General features: G+C 60.0%; 25 protein-coding genes and 1 tRNA gene. 16 read left to right on the top strand and 10 right to left on the bottom strand.

Going from position 1 to position 18,356, the window contains the following annotated elements:
• Positions 1-36 precede the first annotated feature (36 nt).
• The gene (gene mshD / locus Q8M73_00420) at positions 37-975 is read right to left on the bottom strand and encodes a mycothiol synthase (protein MDP2287019.1); all 939 of its coding nucleotides are present in this window, start codon (positions 973-975) and stop codon (positions 37-39) included.
• A 2-nt stretch (positions 976-977) separates the two neighbouring features.
• A complete protein-coding gene (locus tag Q8M73_00425) occupies positions 978-1,712 on the bottom strand; it encodes a response regulator transcription factor (GenBank protein MDP2287020.1) in 735 nt (244 codons plus the stop codon).
• 52 nt (positions 1,713-1,764) lie between these two features.
• Here Q8M73_00425 and Q8M73_00430 point away from each other — a divergent pair, with 52 nt between their 5' ends.
• The 3 genes from Q8M73_00430 to Q8M73_00440 all read left to right on the top strand — a co-directional run bounded on the left by Q8M73_00430 (position 1,765) and on the right by Q8M73_00440 (position 3,597).
• A complete protein-coding gene (locus Q8M73_00430) occupies positions 1,765-2,565 on the top strand; it encodes an alpha/beta fold hydrolase (protein MDP2287021.1) in 801 nt (266 codons plus the stop codon).
• The gene (locus Q8M73_00435; protein MDP2287022.1) at positions 2,553-3,044 is read left to right on the top strand and encodes a thioredoxin family protein; all 492 of its coding nucleotides are present in this window, start codon (positions 2,553-2,555) and stop codon (positions 3,042-3,044) included. Before Q8M73_00430 ends, Q8M73_00435 begins: the two co-directional genes overlap by 13 nt.
• 85 nt (positions 3,045-3,129) lie before the next feature.
• Complete coding sequence (locus tag Q8M73_00440; GenBank protein ID MDP2287023.1) at positions 3,130-3,597, top strand: DUF4395 domain-containing protein; 468 nt, start codon at positions 3,130-3,132, stop codon at positions 3,595-3,597.
• On the opposite strand, the gene Q8M73_00445 is transcribed toward Q8M73_00440, so the two are convergent.
• Positions 3,591-3,965 (bottom strand): DsrE family protein, encoded by a 375-nt coding sequence (locus Q8M73_00445; protein MDP2287024.1) that lies wholly within the window; start codon positions 3,963-3,965, stop codon positions 3,591-3,593. The two genes, Q8M73_00440 and Q8M73_00445, sit on opposite strands and share 7 nt — an antisense overlap.
• A 126-nt stretch (positions 3,966-4,091) precedes the next feature.
• Between Q8M73_00445 and Q8M73_00450 the strand changes: the two genes are divergently transcribed.
• The 3 genes from Q8M73_00450 to Q8M73_00460 are packed head-to-tail and all read left to right on the top strand — an operon-like array spanning position 4,092 to position 6,015.
• The gene (locus Q8M73_00450; protein MDP2287025.1) at positions 4,092-4,619 is read left to right on the top strand and encodes an FABP family protein; all 528 of its coding nucleotides are present in this window, start codon (positions 4,092-4,094) and stop codon (positions 4,617-4,619) included.
• Positions 4,616-5,059 carry a Fur family transcriptional regulator gene (locus Q8M73_00455; protein MDP2287026.1) on the top strand — a complete coding sequence of 148 codons (444 nt, stop codon included), beginning with the start codon at positions 4,616-4,618 and terminating at the stop codon, positions 5,057-5,059. The genes Q8M73_00450 and Q8M73_00455 overlap by 4 nt, the downstream gene beginning before the upstream one ends.
• The gene (locus Q8M73_00460; GenBank protein MDP2287027.1) at positions 5,059-6,015 is read left to right on the top strand and encodes a folate-binding protein; all 957 of its coding nucleotides are present in this window, start codon (positions 5,059-5,061) and stop codon (positions 6,013-6,015) included. The genes Q8M73_00455 and Q8M73_00460 overlap by 1 nt, the downstream gene beginning before the upstream one ends.
• Here Q8M73_00460 and dtd read toward each other — a convergent pair.
• Positions 5,975-6,433 (bottom strand): D-aminoacyl-tRNA deacylase, encoded by a 459-nt coding sequence (dtd, locus tag Q8M73_00465; protein ID MDP2287028.1) that lies wholly within the window; start codon positions 6,431-6,433, stop codon positions 5,975-5,977. The genes Q8M73_00460 and dtd overlap by 41 nt on opposite strands.
• Before the next feature lie 68 nt (positions 6,434-6,501).
• Here dtd and Q8M73_00470 point away from each other — a divergent pair, with 68 nt between their 5' ends.
• The gene (locus Q8M73_00470) at positions 6,502-6,789 is read left to right on the top strand and encodes a DUF2516 family protein (GenBank protein ID MDP2287029.1); all 288 of its coding nucleotides are present in this window, start codon (positions 6,502-6,504) and stop codon (positions 6,787-6,789) included.
• Here Q8M73_00470 and Q8M73_00475 read toward each other — a convergent pair whose 3' ends face one another.
• The 4 genes from Q8M73_00475 to phoU all read right to left on the bottom strand — a co-directional run bounded on the left by Q8M73_00475 (position 6,790) and on the right by phoU (position 10,172).
• Positions 6,790-7,557 (bottom strand): phosphoglyceromutase, encoded by a 768-nt coding sequence (locus Q8M73_00475; GenBank protein MDP2287030.1) that lies wholly within the window; start codon positions 7,555-7,557, stop codon positions 6,790-6,792.
• 63 nt (positions 7,558-7,620) lie between these two features.
• Positions 7,621-8,136 (bottom strand): YbjN domain-containing protein, encoded by a 516-nt coding sequence (locus Q8M73_00480; GenBank protein MDP2287031.1) that lies wholly within the window; start codon positions 8,134-8,136, stop codon positions 7,621-7,623.
• A complete protein-coding gene (mshA, locus tag Q8M73_00485; GenBank protein MDP2287032.1) occupies positions 8,133-9,431 on the bottom strand; it encodes a D-inositol-3-phosphate glycosyltransferase in 1,299 nt (432 codons plus the stop codon). The genes Q8M73_00480 and mshA overlap by 4 nt, the downstream gene beginning before the upstream one ends.
• Positions 9,432-9,515: 84 nt before the next feature.
• Positions 9,516-10,172, bottom strand: coding sequence for a phosphate signaling complex protein PhoU (phoU, locus tag Q8M73_00490; protein MDP2287033.1), 657 nt, complete (start codon positions 10,170-10,172; stop codon positions 9,516-9,518).
• Positions 10,173-10,366: 194 nt separating this feature from the next.
• Between phoU and Q8M73_00495 the strand changes: the two genes are divergently transcribed.
• Both Q8M73_00495 and Q8M73_00500 read left to right on the top strand, forming a co-directional pair.
• Positions 10,367-11,494 (top strand): ATP-binding protein, encoded by a 1,128-nt coding sequence (locus tag Q8M73_00495; protein ID MDP2287034.1) that lies wholly within the window; start codon positions 10,367-10,369, stop codon positions 11,492-11,494.
• Entirely contained in the window at positions 11,491-12,171 is a 681-nt protein-coding gene (locus Q8M73_00500) for a response regulator transcription factor (GenBank protein ID MDP2287035.1), read from the top strand. The genes Q8M73_00495 and Q8M73_00500 overlap by 4 nt, the downstream gene beginning before the upstream one ends.
• Here the strand turns inward: Q8M73_00500 and Q8M73_00505 are convergent.
• A complete protein-coding gene (locus Q8M73_00505; GenBank protein ID MDP2287036.1) occupies positions 12,168-12,737 on the bottom strand; it encodes a hypothetical protein in 570 nt (189 codons plus the stop codon). The two genes, Q8M73_00500 and Q8M73_00505, sit on opposite strands and share 4 nt — an antisense overlap.
• A 76-nt stretch (positions 12,738-12,813) precedes the next feature.
• Between Q8M73_00505 and Q8M73_00510 the strand changes: the two genes are divergently transcribed.
• The 6 genes from Q8M73_00510 to Q8M73_00535 all read left to right on the top strand — a co-directional run bounded on the left by Q8M73_00510 (position 12,814) and on the right by Q8M73_00535 (position 17,431).
• Positions 12,814-13,296, top strand: a complete 483-nt coding sequence (locus Q8M73_00510; GenBank protein ID MDP2287037.1) for a CarD family transcriptional regulator — start codon at positions 12,814-12,816, stop codon at positions 13,294-13,296.
• 2 nt (positions 13,297-13,298) lie between these two features.
• Complete coding sequence (ispD, locus tag Q8M73_00515) at positions 13,299-14,012, top strand: 2-C-methyl-D-erythritol 4-phosphate cytidylyltransferase (GenBank protein ID MDP2287038.1); 714 nt, start codon at positions 13,299-13,301, stop codon at positions 14,010-14,012.
• Between the two features lie 28 nt (positions 14,013-14,040).
• On the top strand, positions 14,041-14,511 hold the full coding sequence (gene ispF, locus Q8M73_00520; protein ID MDP2287039.1) for a 2-C-methyl-D-erythritol 2,4-cyclodiphosphate synthase: 471 nt from the start codon (positions 14,041-14,043) through the stop codon (positions 14,509-14,511).
• Positions 14,512-14,520: 9 nt separating this feature from the next.
• The gene (gene cysS / locus Q8M73_00525; protein ID MDP2287040.1) at positions 14,521-15,912 is read left to right on the top strand and encodes a cysteine--tRNA ligase; all 1,392 of its coding nucleotides are present in this window, start codon (positions 14,521-14,523) and stop codon (positions 15,910-15,912) included.
• Positions 15,913-15,968: 56 nt separating this feature from the next.
• Positions 15,969-16,913 carry a 23S rRNA (guanosine(2251)-2'-O)-methyltransferase RlmB gene (gene rlmB / locus Q8M73_00530; protein ID MDP2287041.1) on the top strand — a complete coding sequence of 315 codons (945 nt, stop codon included), beginning with the start codon at positions 15,969-15,971 and terminating at the stop codon, positions 16,911-16,913.
• A gap of 80 nt (positions 16,914-16,993) precedes the next feature.
• Complete coding sequence (locus Q8M73_00535; protein ID MDP2287042.1) at positions 16,994-17,431, top strand: hypothetical protein; 438 nt, start codon at positions 16,994-16,996, stop codon at positions 17,429-17,431.
• A gap of 18 nt (positions 17,432-17,449) precedes the next feature.
• Here the strand turns inward: Q8M73_00535 and Q8M73_00540 are convergent.
• Positions 17,450-17,524: transfer RNA gene (locus tag Q8M73_00540), tRNA-Thr, on the bottom strand.
• Positions 17,525-17,796: 272 nt separating this feature from the next.
• Here Q8M73_00540 and Q8M73_00545 point away from each other — a divergent pair.
• Positions 17,797-18,249 carry a hypothetical protein gene (locus Q8M73_00545; protein MDP2287043.1) on the top strand — a complete coding sequence of 151 codons (453 nt, stop codon included), beginning with the start codon at positions 17,797-17,799 and terminating at the stop codon, positions 18,247-18,249.
• Positions 18,250-18,356: the final 107 nt, after the last annotated feature.

Consider the following 18,356-nt stretch of genomic DNA (forward strand, 5'->3'; position numbering starts at 1 on the left):
GCATCGTTCCACAGGAAGGTGAACAGGCAGTAGGCATCAGATGGCCGATTGGTAGCGGTACATGACGTCGACATCCCACCGTGCGAACCCCATGTCCTCGTAGAGGGTGATGGCTGCCTCATTTGTGGCGTCGACATAGAGCATGCTCTGGACGAGTCCGCGAGAGCGCATGTGATGAAGACCGGCGAGAGTCAGAGCTCGGCCAAGGCCCTTGCCTTGCAGGGTCGGATCCACCCCCACGACGTACACCTCGCCGATGGCCTCGTGCACATGACCGTGATGATGGTCAGAGTCAATTGAGCCGTGAACCTTGGTCCAGTGGAAGCCCAGCATGCGTCCAGATGCTTTGTCGGCCGCAATCAGGAAGCCCGGCACGGAGAACCATGGCTCCTGCATCCGACGATGCAGGTCATTGATGGTCCAGTCGCCCTGCTCCATGTGTCCAGCGAAGGCCAATGCGTTCACCTTCACCCACTCCTCGTCATCCACGCCGGGAATGAAGGTGCGCAAAACGACATCTTCGGGGAACACCGCCGGCGGCAGGGGCGCCAGCAGCGATCGACGCATCTGCCACAGGGTGCGCAGGTGTCGGAAGCCAAGACTGAGCGCCCACTTGCCGGCATCAGCCTGCTCGCCATGCGCCCACAGGCGCAGGCGGCCTGAAGGAGTGGCCGCGAGCACTTCGGAGATAAGTGCGCGACCCAGTTCTTCGGTGCGGACCTTTGGCGCCACTGCGATCTCCGCGCTCGGGCCTTCGACTTCATCTGTGACATCCAGATGGGCGTAGCCAACGAGCTCCTCGTCCTGCCACAGCAGGAAGTGCCGGCCGTGATCGTCTCCGCCATGACGCAGGTGCAAAAGCACGTGCTCAGAAACCGGGGAGAGTCCATCGAATTCGGTCACCTGCTCGATGAGCGCAACGGCGAGATCAATCTGCGGCTGGTCCAGCCGAGTCGTGATTTCCAGACCCTTCACGCCTACTGCAGCCCTACTTCAAGAATCTCGTCTTCAAGCACTGCCATCGAAGCCTCGTCAAGATGCTGCGGTACGAAGCGGTAGCCGACGTTGCGCACTGTGCCGATCAGTGCCTCGTGCTCCAGGCCCAACTTGGCGCGTAAGCGCCGGACATGGACATCAACAGTGCGCGTGCCACCGAAGTAGTCATAGCCCCAGACTTCCTGCAGGAGAAGCGCGCGAGTGAAGACTCGTCCTGGATGCTGAGCCAAAAACTTCAGCAGCTCGAATTCCTTGAAGGTCAGGTCAAGCGCGCGGCCGCGCAGCTTGGCGGTGTACGTGCCTTCATCGATCATCAACTCGCCGCTGCGAATCTCTTCAGAATTTGCTGAATTCGGATCGATTTCAGGGGTCAGTCGAGAGGCGGCTAGGCGCAGCCGGGCTTCGACCTCAGCAGGAGAGGCAGTGTCGAGCAGTACCTCGTCCATGCCCCAGTCCCATTGGACAGCAGCCAGCCCGCCCTCAGTTGTGACCAGCACCAGTGGTGCTTGCACGCCGGTCTGCTGCAGGAGTCGGGTCAGCCCGCGGACAGCTGGCAGATCACGGCGGCCGTCAACTAGGAGCACGTCGCACTCAGGTGCGTTCAGCAGGGCAGTTGGCTCAGCCGGCAAAGTGCGAACCTGATGAGTCAGGAGCATGAGCGCTGGGAGGACTTCGGCGGAGGACTCAAGGGCACGGGTGAGCAGCACGATTCGCATCTGCTGCACCTCCTGGGGCGTTGCGGCCTCTGACTAGAGCGACAATGGTCCCATGAGGCCCGTCCGTCAAACCACGCTGGTCGCTTCAGACGGGGTTGAGCTCGCTGCCCGACACCTGGACGGGGTCGGCGGGGCGGTCTTTGTGGTCGTCCATGGATTCAACGGCAATGGCCTGGAAGGCCAGGTTCAGGCGATTGTCGAGCGCCTGGCGGGCTTTGGAGACGTCATCACCGTGGATTTGCGAGGCCATGGCGCCTCGGCCGGCCAATCGACCGTGGGGCGACTTGAAGTGCTTGATGTCGACGCTGCCATCCGGTGGGCCCGCGATCTGGGCTACGGGAGGGTGATCACCGTCGGTTTCTCACTTGGAGCCGCTGTGGCGATCCGGCAGGCCGGATTGTCGATCTACCCAGACCAGGCGTCCACGGGGGACCCGTTCGTTTCGAATCCCCCTGATGTCGTCGTCGCAGTGAGTGGACCAGCGTTCTGGTACTACCGCGGGACCCGCGTCATGCGTCTGGTGCATTGGCTCATCGAGACGCCCACAGGGCGCCGAGTGCTGCATGCCCAAGGCACGAGGGTGGCACCAGAGAAGTGGCCAGAGACTCCACCGGTCGAGCCCGTGGCTGCTGCGGGAATGCTGAGGGGCACTCCACTGTTGGTGATCCATGGAACAGCAGATCGGTATTTTCCGCTGGAGCATCCCAGGGCTCTGCATCGAGCAGCCCTTGAGGGTGGCAATATCGATACCGAACTTTGGGTTTTGGACGGCATTGGGCATGCTGAGGGTGCAGTGCAACTCAGCACGATTGACGATTTGGCGAAATGGGGGTTGGCGCGATGCGCGGACTGAGCCTGATTGTTGTCGTTCTGCTTGCGGCGACAGCCTTTGGACTCTGGCGTCGCCAGACCGACGGTCGCATGAAGTCCGTGAGCAGTGCAGTGCCGGTGCCGGTGCCGGTGGGTGACGATGACCCCGAGGTTGATGTCACCAATGCCTCCATCGCCGAACATGGCGGAGAGCAGTTGACTGCCGCGCAATTGGGCGCCGATCTGGGTACTGAAGCCACCCTCGTGCAGTTCTCCACAGCGTTCTGCCAGCCGTGCCGGGCCACCCGCCGCATTCTTGACGAGGTGGCGACCATGGTTGAGGGAACCGTGCATATCGAAATCGATGCCGAGGCCCATCTGGAGCTCGTGCGACTGCTCGATGTGCGCAGAACCCCCACTGTTTTGGTCTTGGACTCGCGAGGTCTGATCACCAAGCGAGCTGTAGGACTGCCGCGAAAGGCCGACGTGATTGCTGCCCTCGGGCAGGTCATCCAGTCCTGAGTTGCAGATGGCTTGCATGCGCCTGAGAATTGCAATGACTGATTGCAACCTTGTTTCTCGACAATGACGGGATTAGCCTCACACCATGTCTCAGCCTGTTGATTGCGATCCGCGCGTTGAAGTTGACGTGCGCGGACCCCGCTTTGCTGCCGCCGTCACCACTGTTGTGCTGGCGCTCATCCTGCTGACCTTGGACTCGGCTGTCGGTGTAAGCCTGCTGGTGCTGCAGACCCTGGTCTTTGGCCTGGGAGCATTTCTTGGCCTTCGCTACCAGCCATACGGAATTGTCTTTCGCTCCCTCGTGCAACCTCGGTTGGCCCCGCCATCGGAGTTTGAAGACGCTGCACCCCCACGCTTTGCGGCCCTTGTCGGCTTCATCTTCACTGCGGTGGCGCTGATGGGAATCATCAGCGCAGTCACCGCCATTGCCTATGTCGCTGTCGCGATGGCGCTGGCCGCGGCATTCCTGAATGCGGCCTTCGGCTTCTGTCTGGGATGTGAGATGTACCTGATCGGGCGCCGCATTTTCGCTCGTCCAGTTGCAATTCAGTAGACCAGCGCTTGCGCGTCGGTCGTCAGGATCTCTTCGACAAAGCTGGCAGCTCCCGCGATGCGAATGCCAGCGAGCACCTGCTCTGAACTGATGCCTCGGCGTTGTGCACACTGAGAGCAGAGCGTGACTGAGCCGGTCTCGATTATGGCGGCAAGGAGATCCTCCAGTGCAGCCGCATGATCAAGGCTGAACTCCGCAGCTCTTCCGGGCAGAGCAAGCCATGCTGCTTCACCTGCCAGCCAAAGGCTCACCTTCGACCCGGATGCGGCCGCAATGGCCGCGACATTGAATGCCTGAGCGCAACGCTCGGGTTCGTCAATGCCCGCTACAACTTTGACCACTAAAGGTCTCAAGGAATTCGCAGTCATGGAAGGTAGGCTTCCGCACATGCTTGAAATCGTCTACACGGGTGTGGTCGTCGGCGCGCTCGCGCTTCTGGGTCTTGCGCTCTGGCGTGGCGCATTTGGCTTGTTCATGAGTCAGGACTGAGCTTCATGGCGGTTCCCGCGCTCCCAACGGAGTTGGCCTCACTGTCGTGGATGATCGGTCTTTGGGTCGGCGTTGGTACCGGTCAGTACCCCACAATCGAGGACTTTCGCTTCGGTCAGGAAGTGTCGTTCAGCACCGACGGACGACCGTTTCTTTCATATGTGTCGCGCAGTTGGCTGCTTGATGAACAGGGCAATCGCGTGAAGCCACTGGCCGCAGAATCGGGGTTCCTTCGCCCGGGGCCAGCCAATACCGTGGAGATGCAGCTCTCGCACTCCACCGGTTACGCAGAGATCTGGTACGGAAAGGTCGAGGTCACCGGTATTGAACAGGCCAAGATCACCGGAGCCCGAGTTGAGCTGCGCACCGATCTGGTCGCGCGCACTGAGAGCGCCAAGGACTACTCCGAGGGACATCGCCTCTACGGATTGGTCGATGGACGCTTACTGTGGACCTTTGACATGTCGGCCATGGGTCAACCGCTGAGCAATCACCTGGCGGCCACCTTGCATCCGATTGAGGAGAGTCTGTGAACAGCGACTGGGATCAACGCCTGCGCGAACATGGATTCCGCATCACGCCCCAGCGCCAACTTGTGCTTGAGGCAGTAGAGCGACTGCGTCATGGCACCCCGGAGGAGATCCTCGTCGAGGTGCAAAGGACTGCGTCGGGCGTCAATCTTTCCACGGTCTATCGCACCCTCGAAGTGCTGGAAGACGTCGGGCTTGTCACGCATGCGCACATCGGGCATGGCGCTCCCACGTATCACGCAGTCGACGAAGAACTGCATATCCACCTCGTGTGCGATACCTGCGGACGGGTATCCAGTGCGCCCGGCGACATCGCCAAGACCTTCGTAGAGCAATTGCGATCCGATCACGCCTTTGTCACGGATATTTCACACATGGCCATACACGGTGAATGCGAATCGTGCTTTGGAGTCCTTGGCGAAGACCTGGTCCGGAGCCGCTGATGTCGATCATGCCTCCCGGGGGCATCCTTGATCAGGGAGTTGCCTGGCACTACGGCGATCCCTTCGGGGAGCAGCGTCTGTTGCAGACTGGCGCCGGGGTCGTGGACCTCAGCAATCGCGGGGTACTGACGGTCACGGGTGTCGATCGGCTGTCCTGGCTCAATGACCTGACCACGCAGTTGGTCAATGTGCTGTCAGCCGGAGAAAGCGCACTTGCGCTCATCTTGAGCCCCAACGGCCATGTCGAATACGAGTTGCATCTGGTCGATGACGGACAGACCACCTGGATCATCACTCAACCGGGTCAAGCCGAAGGTCTCTTGAAGTACCTCGATTCGATGCGCTTCATGCTCCGCGTTGAAGTGGCCGATGTCAGCCAGAGCTATGCCGTGGTCTACGAGCCAATTCAGGACATCGATCCGCAGCTTCCCACCTGGCTGGTTCCCGAGCATTTCGCTCAGCGAGGACTCGCGGGTCGCGAACTTGTCTTGCCGCGCTCCACCCTGGCTGATCGACTCTCGGCAAGCCCACAGGTTGGCACTTGGGCCTTTGAGGCCAGTCGCGTTGCTGCTGGCATGCCGCGCATGAATTGCGAGACTGACCACCGCACGATTCCCAATGAGGTCGACTGGCTGGGTTCAGCAGTGCATCTGAACAAGGGTTGCTACCGCGGACAGGAGACCGTTGCCAAGGTCCACAATCTGGGTCAGCCGCCGCGCCGTCTGGCGCTCATCCATCTGGATGGTTCAACCGAAGAACTGCCTGCGCACGGCGATGTCGTCATCGTGGCCGGAAAGACAGTCGGATGGATCGGCACAGCGGCGCGTCACTTCGAAGAGGGCAACATCGCGTTGGCGGTGCTCAAGCGCAATGTTGCTTTCGATGCGCCTCTGGTGGTCGACCACAACGGTGAACTCATCTCGGCAGTTGAGGATCCAGCTCCAGCAGGATGGTGACGGGTCCGTCATTGGTCAGTTGCACCTGCATTTCTGCCCCGAACCGGCCGGTACCCACCACGGCACCCAGAGACCTCAATTCCTGCAAGCAGATATCGAATATCGGCTCGGCAATCTCGCCGGGCGCAGCAGCATTCCAACTCGGTCGGCGGCCCTTTGACGTGTCGGCATACAGGGTGAACTGACTGATCACCAGCAGTGGAAGCTGGAGTTCTTCTGCGGAGAATTCGCCTGAATTCTCGTCCGTCGTGAAGATGCGAAGCTGGAAGAGCTTGGCAGCCAATCTGCGTGCCGTCGCCGCATCATCGTCATGCGTGATGCCAATGAGTGCCACCAGACCACGACCATTGAAGGAGCTGATCACTTCGCCATCGATCAGAACCGCGGCGTTGAGGGCTCGTTGCACTAACGCTCGCATGAAGAACAGCCTGCCATTTCGGGAGTCCAGTCGCAGCCGTCGGATGACTCATCAGTTACCTTGAGGCGATGTTCTATCAGGTGCAGAATCTCGTCCTTTTGGTGCTGTGGGTGCTGTTCCTTGTGATCAAGGTCTACGCCTTCATCGACTGCATTCGGCGACCGGCCCCGGCATTTGCGGCCGTGAGCCGACAGAACAAAGTGCTGTGGCTGCTCCTCACCGGGATCTCAGCACTGGCAGCCCTGGTATTCCAGGACCCGCTGTCAATCTTCGGCATCGCTGGCCTGGTGGCCTCACTCGTCTACCTCTTTGACGTGCGTCCGCGCATCATCGAGCTGCTCGCCAACCGCTGGTAGCTACTTCTTGCCCTGAGCGGCGACTGCTGCTGCTGCGGTAGCCGCTGCTTGGGGATCCAGGTATTCGCCTCCGCGCTTTATGGGCTTGAGGTCCTCATCCAGTCGGTAGACCAAGGGAATCCCGGTCGGAATATTCAGGCTGGCTATGTCCTCATTGGAGATGCCGTCAAGATGCTTGACCAGGGCGCGCAGTGAATTTCCATGGGCAGCAACGAGCACGGTCTTGCCGCTGCGAAGCCCCTCTTGCACGATGACATCCTGCCAATACGGCAGGAGTCGAGTCACGACATCGGCGAGGCATTCAGTCGTCGGCCGGGCTTCAGGAGGAAGTGTTGAGTAGCGCGTGTCGTAGGTCTGCGCGAACTCATTCTCGGGATCGATTGGTGGCGGCGGGGTGTCGTATGAACGGCGCCACAGCATGAACTGCTCTTCGCCGTACTGCTCCAGAGTCTGGGCCTTGTCCTTGCCTTGTAGCGCCCCGTAGTGGCGCTCATTGAGTCGCCAATTGCGAAACACCGGAATCCAATGGCGGTCGCATACATCCAGGGCAATCTGTGAGGTCTTGATCGCTCTCTTCAGCAATGAGGTGTAGACCAGATCTGGCAGCAGGCCGGCGTCGCGGAGCATTTCGCCTCCGCGCACGGCTTCGGCCAGGCCCTTCTCATTGAGGTCGACATCGACCCATCCGGTGAACAGGTTCTTGGCATTCCACTCGCTTTCGCCGTGGCGAAGCAAAATGAGAGTGTAAGGATCTTGGCTCTGGGTCATATCGGCATCTCAATCATTGTGCATCTCAATCATGACGGCATTTTGCCGTGGCTCTCGCGGGGATCAAGCATCGGGATGACCTCCACCCGAATGTTCCAGGAGGTGCCGGAACGCTTCGAGGTTCATCGTTGACTCACCTCGCGAGATGCGCCAGTCCCATTCGCGCTGCATGGCTCCAAGGAATCCCATTTCAAGAATTGGATTGAAGGATTCGTCGGCGTACTGCAGAACTGCGCCGAGCAGTCGATCAAGTTCGTCGTCGTCAATAGAGCCAAGAGAGACGCGCCCGGTCAGATAGATGTCGCCCAGATGATCGATGGAGAATGCCACGCCATACATACGCCGGTTTCGCTCGAGCAGCCACTCGTGCACGCCTTGGTGATTCTCTTCAGGGCGCCGGGCGACAAAGGCGCTGACGGTTACAGAGTGCTGACCAACAGTCAGCGCAACGTTGGTCTTGAGTTTCTTGTCGCCTGGCAGGGTGATGACAAATGTTGGCCCAGCGATCTCTTCGTACTCAATCTCGTTCTCGCCGAGGTATGCGCGAATGGTCTCCGCTACTTGCTGCGCAGTGCTCACTGGGCGACGCGCGTTACCTGTAGCTCGAACTCCCGCATCGCGCGTGTGTACGACGTGATGAGCCCACTCGCGGTGGATGCCCAGCCAAATCGTGCAGCGTGTATTCGACTGCCCGTTCGCAGTTGCCGCAGATGGGCAGGATTGTCGAGCAGGTCGGCCAGAACTCGCGCGTACTCGTCTGCGTTGTGACCAGTGATGAGCACTCCGCTGGATCCATCAGAGACCGAGGTGCGAAGACCACCGACTGCCGCCGCAACGACTGGTGTGCCGCACGCTTGAGATTCGATAGCCACAAGACCAAAGGATTCCGAGTAGGACGGTACGACCGTGAGATCCGCAGCGCGATACCAATGAGCAAGCGTGGCCCGGTCAGTTGGTGGCTCAAAACGCACAAGATCCACGATGTCGAGTTCTTCGGCGAGATCGGCAAGACCAGTCGGATGGTCCAGGCCTGTGCCTGAAGGGCCTCCGGCAATGACGATGACAAGGCGAGCACGCAGTGAAGGTTCGCGCTCAAGCATCGCGGCTGCGGCTCGCAGCAGGACATCAGGCGCCTTGAGCGGCTGAATGCGCCCGACAAAGAGCAGCACTTTGGCATCGGGTTGGAGGCCAAGCAATGCGCGGGACTGTGCTTGATCACCTGGCTTGAACAGTTCGAGATCTACCCCGGGGTGCACAACATCCACCCTTGCAGGATCGGCGCCGTACAAGTCGATCAGTTGACGCGCCTCGTCATTGGTATTGGCAATCAGGCGCGTCGCGGCGCTGACAACCTGCTCCTCACCGATGAGACGGCCCGCCGGTTCGGGCAGGTCTCCGTCCGCGAGGTCAGCATTCTTGACCTTGGCCATGGTGTGCATCGAGTGCACGAGTGGCACATTCCACCGTTCCGATGCCAGCCAGCCAACCTGGCCCGAGAGCCAGTAATGCGAGTGAATGAGGTCAAACCAGCCCTCGGGCCGGGCCGCTTCGGCCCGCAGCACGCCAGAAGTCACGGCACAGAGCTGGCCGGGCAGATCTTCCTTGCGCAGACCCTCAAAGGGACCTGCGGTGACGTTGCGCACCAGAATTCCTGGCGCAAATTCGACAACCGGATCCAGATCGGAAGCTGTCGCGCGGGTGAAGATCTCCACGGCGACTCCGGCGGTGGCCAGTTGCTTGGCAGTCTCCATGACGTACACATTCATGCCGCCTGCATCGCCAGTACCTGGTTGATCAAGGGGAGAGGTGTGAATCGAAAGGAGCGCCACTCTCTTTGGCAAGCGGGTGGAAGCCCGCAACTGCCGCACTGTCATTCGTCGCTCCCTGCGTAAGTTCGAAGGGCAGCCTGACACAAACGCTTACACCTGACAAACGGTATGGCGAGACCTGATGGTGGGCTATTGCGTGAGGGAGACGCCGACATATGGCTCACCGGTGACGATCGTGATCAGGCGGCGAGTGACCGAAACCGCGTGGTCTGCATAGCGCTCGTAGTAGCGAGACAGCAGTGTGATGTCGATCGCCGCCTCAATGCCACTTGACCAAGAAGGAGAGAGCACAACGCGGAACAATTCACGATGCAGTCGGTCGACTTCCTCGTCATGAGCGGCAATATCAGCAGCCAGTGAAAGATCCTTGGTGGCTATGACCTGACCGGTCTTGGTCACGATCGCCTGCGCTAGAGCTCCCATTTCCTCGAAAGTGCCGCGCAGATCCTCGGGAACGACGGGGTTGGGAAAGCGCATACGCGCCTGTTTGGCCACGTGCGAGGCCAAATCGCCCATCCGCTCCAGTGAGGCAGCGATGCGCAGGGAGCCGATAAGGATGCGCAGGTCACGGGCAGTCGGCTGCTGAGCTGAGATCAGATCCACGCAGCGTTCTTCGATATCTGCGGTGAGAATGTCGATTCGCTCGTCCTGGGCAATCACTGATTGGGCCAGATCGTTGTCGGAATTCAGGAGGGCTCGGGTAGCGCTGAACATCGCCAGACCCACGAGCGTGGCAACCTCTACGAGCTCCGCGTTGACGGCCTCGATGTCACTTGCATATGCCATGGGCTGGTGTGCCCCCCTTCGCGTTGGAGCATACGCACCCATAGGTGGAGTTTGCCCGGCTTCTATGACCAAAGGGTGAACGGGAATTGACTGGCGAATGAACGCCTCGCCGGCAGAGTGAACCCTGGGCAAATGCTTCACCATTCTCGTGTTGGAGATTTCTCCCTAGCGGAGCCCGTCCCTATCCTTCGAATGTGGCTCGCCGTCTTGTCCGTCCCGTGGATGCAAATGGGATGCCTCTTGATACTCGCGAGATCCCCGACGAGGTAGCCCGAATCCTGGCGGTGTTGCCCTCGGCTTCGATTGTGGTGGACGCGCAGGGCGACATCCTGCGAGCCAGCGCGCGAAGCGTTGCCCTGGGCCTGGTCAATCGCAATGCCATCACGATCAGCGATATCGCGCGGCTTGTCGCCAAGGTGGCTGCAGACGGTGAACCGCGGGAGCAGGAGATGCGCGTTCGTCGCCCCCCCTTGGGCCGCGAACTGCTCGAACTGCGCGTACGTGTTGCTGATCTTGGTACTGGCGGCATCCTGGTTCTTATTGACGACCTTGCTGAGGAGCGTCGCGTTGACGCGGTTCGCCGCGATTTCGTCGCCAACATCAGCCACGAATTGAAGACCCCGGTTGGGGCATTGGCCATCCTCGCCGAGGCTGTTCAATCGGCAAGCGAAGATCCCGTCCAGGTGCGCCATTTCGCTGAGCGGATGCAATTGGAAGCAACTCGGCTTGGACATCTCGTGCAGGACGTCATCGACCTTTCTCGTCTGCAGGGCGATGACCCGCTCCTGCATTCTGAAGTCGTCGATGTAGATGAGCTGGTCAAGCGCGCCATCGAAGACGTCCGCACCCTTGCGTCCGATCGCGAGATCGACCTGGTGATTGGTCCGGATTCAGATGCCTTGGTCTACGCCGACATTGGCCAACTGCAGACAGCAGTGCGCAACCTGCTCGTCAATGCGATTGCTTATTCCTCCGATGGCACCAGCGTGGCGATCAATGCGCGTCAGGTCGATTCGATTGTCGAAGTCATGATCAAGGATCAAGGCATTGGGATACCAGCCAATGATCTTGACCGGATCTTTGAGCGCTTCTATCGCGTGGATCCAGCACGTTCTCGAGTCACTGGTGGAACAGGCCTGGGCTTGGCGATCGTCAAGCATGTATGTCAGAACCATGGTGGCGAATGCACTGTCTGGTCTGAAGTCGGCGTCGGTTCGACCTTCACCCTCCGCCTTCCGATGTACCGCCTTGAAACTGAAGCGGAGTTCTATGGACTCAATATTGTTGAATTGCCGACGGCGGATGGAGCCACGGACTCATGACCAAAGTCCTGATAGTCGAGGACGAAGAGTCCTTCTCCGAAGCGTTGTCCTTCATGCTCAAACGTGAGGGATACGAGGTCGAAGTTGCCGGCGACGGCCACAAGGCACTCGAGCTCTTCGATCGTAATGGTGCGGACTTGCTCCTGCTGGACCTCATGCTCCCTGGTATTTCGGGAACTGAGGTGTGCAAGCACATTCGACAAAAATCTGCGGTCCCCATCATCATGCTGACGGCCAAGGATGGTGAGGTCGACAAGGTCGTTGGCCTTGAGTTGGGTGCAGACGACTACATCACCAAGCCTTTCTCATCACGGGAGTTGCTGGCCAGAGTCCGTGCTGTGCTGCGTCGCCATGGTGACGTTGATGACCTGTTGCCTTCTGTCATTGAGGAGGGCCCGATTCGCATCGATGTGGATCGCCACATCGTCACGGTGCGCGGAACCACGGTCGCAATGCCGCTCAAGGAGTTCGACCTGTTGGAATTCCTAGTGCGCAACGCCGGTCGCGTGCTCACGCGAACACAGTTGATCGATCGCATCTGGGGTGCCGACTACGTCGGCGATACCAAGACTTTGGACGTGCACGTGAAGCGGCTGCGATCAAAGATTGAGGTTGATCCAGCCCACCCGATGCACTTGCTGACTGTGCGAGGACTTGGCTACAAGTTCGAGGGCTAGTGCAACTCTTCGGTCAGTGAAGCATCTGGAGCGGCCTCGGGAGGCGCGGCAAGTGGAACGATCCCGGCGTACTGGCCAACTGCGGGCACGGTGAGCACCTGGATCGTGGTGTTGCCAGCATTTTGAAACTTGAAACTCACAGGCACATACGTGCTGACCCCAGCAGTCAGGCCAGCCACCGGCACCTTGATCGGGGCATCGACATAGCCGAAGCTCACGCTGGAACCCGCAGTGAGTTCGTCGAAAGCCGGCACTGGCGTCACTGGCTTGCCGGCAACCTCGATGCTGTTGATCGCATCGGGCGTGAGACCAACATTGACGAAGGTGCCGATGAGCATGGCCTCAGCACCGGGCTCACCCGTCACGACAGTGGCATTCACGATTTTGATGTCGCCAATTTGAGTCTGGGTGCCGTTGCCCGTATTCATGGTGGCCTGCATCGTCGTGGTGGCGTCCATGCCATTGAAGCAGCCGCTGAGGGCTGGCACAGCGGCTATCGCCAGGATGCTGAGGGCGATGGTGCTGCGGCGGACAAGGGGGCGGTGGCGCATGGCGGTGTTCGTCACAGGATGCAGGGTAGCGACCATAATTCCGGCTGTCTTCGCGTGGTAGTCTTAGCGGTCTCGAAAGGGGTTTAACTCAATGGCTTTCAATGTCGGCGACACTGTCGTCTACCCACATCATGGGGCTGCAGTAATCGAAGCCATGGAGATTCGAACCGTCAAAGGTGAGAATCGGGAATATCTCGTTCTGCGTGTGGCACAGGGTGACCTCACGGTCCGCGTGCCCTCCGACAACGTTGATCTCGTAGGCGTTCGTGACGTAGTCAATCAAGAGGGTCTGGATCGCGTTTTCAACGTCCTGCGCCAGCCCTACACCGAGGAGCCCACCAACTGGTCGCGCCGGTACAAGGCAAATCTGGAGAAGCTTGCTTCTGGCGACGTCATCAAGGTGGCCGAAGTCGTGCGCGATCTTTGGCGGCGTGAGCGTGAGCGTGGGCTCTCAGCCGGTGAGAAGCGCATGCTTGCCAAGGCACGCCAGATTCTGGTCAGTGAGTTGGCCCTAGCGGAGAAGACCAACGAGGTGAAGGCTGAGGCCATCCTCGATGGGGTCCTCGCCTCCTAGACGTGGCTGTTCTGGGGCGCACTGCCGCCCTGGTGCCTGCTGCCGGCCGCGGTGAGCGTCTGGGCGCCGGGGTTCCCAAGGCCTTGCGTCTCATTGGTGGCACGCCGATGCTGGTTCATGCTGTCCATGCCCTAGCGGCCTCGCGCGCTGTGGACCTTGTCGTGGTAGCTGCTCCAGAATCTGAAGTCGATGAAGTGCGCTCGTTGCTTGCCGGTCAGCCGGGCACCGCTGAGGTGATCGTGGTCACTGGCGGAGCCACCCGACAGGACTCTGTTGCCCGAGCCCTGCTCTCTTTGCCTGCAGATATAGATGTCGTCCTCGTGCATGACGCAGCCCGCCCTCTTGTGCCAAGTGAGATGGTGAGTGCGGTTGTGGCTGAAGTGCGTCGCGGGCGCGACGCAGTTATTCCGGCCCTGCCGGTGACCGACACCATCAAGACGGTCAATGCCCAGCAGGATGTCGTGGGCACCCCTGACCGCAGTTCACTTCGTGCGGTTCAAACTCCGCAAGGATTCGTTCGTTCGGTCCTGCAATCGGCCCATGCAAACGCCGATGACGATGCGGCAACTGACGATGCGTCCTTGGTTGAGCGACAGGGCGTCACTGTGCATGTCATCCCAGGACACGAAGAGGCATTCAAGGTCACTCGGCCAATTGATCTGGTGCTGGCTGAAGCCGTGCTCGCCAAACGAAGGGCGGCACGTGCCATCGGATAGCGCCGCGCCGCTACTGCCGCGTGTTGGCATGGGAGTCGACGTCCATGCTTTTGAAGAAGGTCGACCCATGTGGATTGCGGGACTGCTGTGGCCCGACGACATCGGTCTTGCAGGGCATTCCGACGCCGATGTCGCTGCCCACGCATTGTGCGATGCCCTGCTGTCAGCTGGCGGACTTGGCGATCTTGGTTCTGTCTTTGGCACGGACGATCCGAAATGGAGCGGAGCAACAGGGGCGGCAATGCTTGAGCACGTTGCGGTGCTTGTACGGGCAAGCGGCAGCGTGATCGCCAACGCCTCGGTTCAGGTCATCGGAAACCGGCCGCGCTTGAGTTCACGACGCCAAGAGGCAGAGGCGGTCCTGTCGGCCGCAGTCGGTGCGCCGATCAGCGTGTCTGGCACCACCACGGATGGGCTTGGGCTGACAGGTCGCGGCGAGGGCGTTGCCGCAATTGCCGTTGCCCTTGTGTTGCAAGTACCAGTCGCGCTCGATAGGTAATCTGCGCTCGTGGCTATCCAATTTCATGACACAGCTACGCGCTCAATGCGCGAATTTGTGCCCCTCGAGCCCAACAAGGCTGGCATCTACCTCTGTGGTGCCACAGTGCAGGCACCGCCACATGTGGGCCACATCCGCAGCGGTGTTGCTTTCGACGTCCTTCGACGTTGGTTGATGGCTCGCGGATTCGACGTCACTTTCGTGCGCAATGTCACCGACATCGATGACAAGATCATCAACAACGGCAAGTCCGCCGGCGTTCCGTATTGGTCGATCGCGATGGTCAACGAGCGCGCTTTCGCCGACGCCTATGCCGTCCTTGGCTGCCTGCCCCCGTCCTACGAACCACGTGCCACTGGCCACATCACTGAAATGGTGAGCCTGATGCAGCGACTCATTGAGTCCGGGCACGCCTACGAGCTCAACGGCGATGTCTACTTCGACATTCAGTCCTTTCCCTCATACGGCCAGCTGAGCGGACAGCGGCCCGACGAGATGGTTGCATCGACAGATTCCCAAGCCATGGGCAAACGCGATGCCCGTGACTTCGCGATGTGGAAAGCCGCCAAGCAGGGGGAACCGGCCTGGCCAACACCCTGGGGTGAAGGCCGACCGGGCTGGCACATCGAGTGTTCAGCGATGGCGGGCAAATATCTTGGCCCGCACTTTGATATTCATGCCGGTGGACTGGATCTGATCTTCCCGCATCACGAGAATGAGATTGCTCAGTCGCAGGCTGCGGGCGATGCATTTGCCAACTACTGGTTGCACAACGCCTGGGTTACCACTGCCGGCGAGAAGATGAGCAAGTCATTGGGCAACTCCTTGTTGGTCTCTGAAGTCGTCAAGCGAGTGCGACCCATTGAATTGCGCTATTACCTTGCCTCGGTCCACTACCGCTCGATGCTGGAGTACTCGGATGCCTCGGTGCAGGAAGCCGGTCAAGCCTTCAAGAGAATCGAAGGCTTCCTTGCCCGTTCGACCGAACTCCTAGGCGAGGAAGGCCGTGCTCTTGAACCGACGCGTCCAATTGAGTTCGACAACGCAATGGATGACGATCTTTCCGTGGCTCAAGGCTGCGCGGTGCTGCATGACACGGTCCGTGTCGGCAATGCGGCTATTGCGGCGGGGGACCGAGCAGGCGTTGCGCAGTCGCAGGCGCATGTCCTTGGAATGCTTGACGTTCTTGGTCTGAATCCGAACACCTGGCCTGGACAGTCCGGTGCGACGGAGTTGACCAGTGTCATCGACGGGTTGATTGCGGCCCTGCTTAAGCAGCGGCAGGAGGCTCGAGCGCGCAAGGATTTTGCGGCGGCCGACGCGATTCGCGATGGCCTGGATTCCCTGGGCGTTCATATAGAGGACACTGCTCAAGGTGCTCGCTGGAGCCTTGAGCACTAGTACACCCTGTACATACAAGACTTTTTGCACACATCTATAGCAAGGGGCAACACATCATGGCTGGCAACTCACAGCGTCGCGGGGCAATGCGCACCCCTGGAAGCAAGAAGGGTGCGAGCGTCGGCTCTGGCGGCCAGCGTCGCAAGCAGTTGAAGGGCAAGGGACCAACACCCAAGGCCATCGAGCGTCCGTACCACGCGGCCGCCAAGCGTCAACGTGCTGCGGAGCGCACAGATGAACGCGCCCCACGCACAAGTTCACGACGCCCCGCTAAGCGCGAAGACGCAAGCATGCTGATGGGACGCAACTCCGTTGTCGAAGGCCTGCGAGCCTCAGTTCCGGGCAAGTGCCTGTACATGCAGACACGAGTTGAGGCCGATGACCGCTGGCGTGAGTCGCTTCGTCGCGCGCTTGCAGCCAACATCCCCATTCTGGAGGTCACCAAGCTCGAACTGGATCGCATGACTGATGGCGGCGTGCACCAGGGAATGGTGCTGACCGTTCCGGCGTATGAATACGCCAACCTCGAAGAACTCATTGACAGCTCGCTGCTTGTTGCCTTGGACGGCGTGACGGATACCCGCAACCTTGGGGCCATCGCGCGTTCTGCGGCGGCGTTCGGTTCAGGTGGCATCGTGGTGCCAGCGCGTCGCTCAGCCGGGGTGAATGCGGGAGCCTGGAAGTCTTCGGCTGGTGCACTCTCTCGAGTGCCAGTGGCGCAGGTCACCAACCTGACGCGTGCCTTGAAGTCCTTGCAGGAGGGCGGATTCACGGTCGTGGGCCTGGCAGCTGATGCCGAGCACACCCTGGCAGAATTGCCCGTGCGCGTGCTGTCCGAGCCCGTTGTCATTGTCATCGGATCCGAGGGCAAAGGCCTGTCGCGCCTTGTCGCCGAGACCTGCGACTGGAAGGTTCGCATCGAGATGACCACCGGCAATGAATCGTTGAATGCCTCGGTTGCCGCGGGCATCGCCTTGCATGCGGTGAGCAGCGCGCGATAGGTCATGTTGCTGCTTGAGAGCGACATCTCTGGCTACAGTCACCACTGGCCGTGTCCTCGGCAATCGAGCGAAGGAATCCGATGCATCTGAAGTTCGCAGCACTCGTCTCAGGCACCGGTCTGATCCTCGGCCTTGGTCTGGCGGGTTGTTCCAGTAGCCAGACAAGCGCCGACGCCACGACCAGTCCCTCGCCCTCAAGCTCAGTTATTGGCGGAATGACCGAATGCACTCAGGCAGCAATCGAGCCCACCCTGCGAGCCGAACTCAATAGCGACACCCAATTGATGGACTTCAGTGACTTGATGTGTGCCGATGGCTGGGCGACAGTCAACGCACTGATCGGCGATGGCCAGCAGGGTGCTCCGACCTCGTACATTTTCGAGCAGGAGGGCCAGTTCTGGATCCCGAAACAGGCTGCTGATGTCTGCGGGACGATCAACTTCAACACAGAGCCAGTCGCATATCCAAGTGATGCTCAGGTGCCGGAGGTCTTGTTCACAGCTGCGTGCCTGACCTGAGCAGCAGGAACAGTGCAATGGGGCCCCCGGTCAGGATTGAACTGACGACCTACCGCTTACAAGGCGGTTGCTCTACCACTGAGCTACAGGGGCGCGACTCCTGCGGTACAGAGGCGCGGCGTCAAGTGTAGGAGGCGCATTCGCGGCCGATATTGCCCCCACTCCGCCCCTAGCCGCAGAGGGCAAGGATGGGCGGCTTCACACAGGATTTCGCGGTCTGGCTGAGAAGATCACGATTTGGCATATTCCGGGAATTTGTCTATGAACACTTCCCACCTGATCGGTATCGTGTATATATTCGCGCGACAAGGCGTAAGTACAACGGCTAGCGGCTCCCTCGTCGCATGCCAACAACCGGAGGAATCATGAAGAAGAGTGTTCTCGGCATCACCGCAGCCGGACTGATCGCAGGCACGGCCCTTATTGCCGCACCTGCTCAGGCTGCAACATCGAACGTCACCGTCCAGGTGAAGCTCGTCGACTCCTCACTGCTCGCCAGTGACGGAATTCCTGCATCAAAGACCGCTTGCGTCACCGAAGATGGCCCCGCAGCAGGCGCCACCCTCAAGACCCCGATCGTGCTCAAGGACAAGGCCGGCAAGCCTGTCGGTGTTGGCAAGATCACCAAGGTCAGCCTCAGCTACGTTGGCGGCGACTTTGCCGGCTTCTTCACCTGCACCCTGAGTGGCGTCGTGAAGGTTGACGCATCGAAGGTTGCCAGTGTCACCGTTGGCAAGACTGCACCTCAGAAGGTCACCGTTGGCAAGGGCACCGGCAATGGCTTCGTCAAGATCGAGCTCATGGCAGCCGAGCAGTAAACAGCTTCAACGAATCCCCCACCGGCTGCAGCGGCTGGTGGGGGATTCACCTTTTTGTGAGGCGATTTCGCGAAATGCACGAAGTCCCGTACCGTAACGGGGTCATC

The organism is Actinomycetota bacterium (genome assembly GCA_030684515.1).
Lineage (GTDB): Bacteria > Actinomycetota > Actinomycetes > S36-B12 > S36-B12 > UBA11398.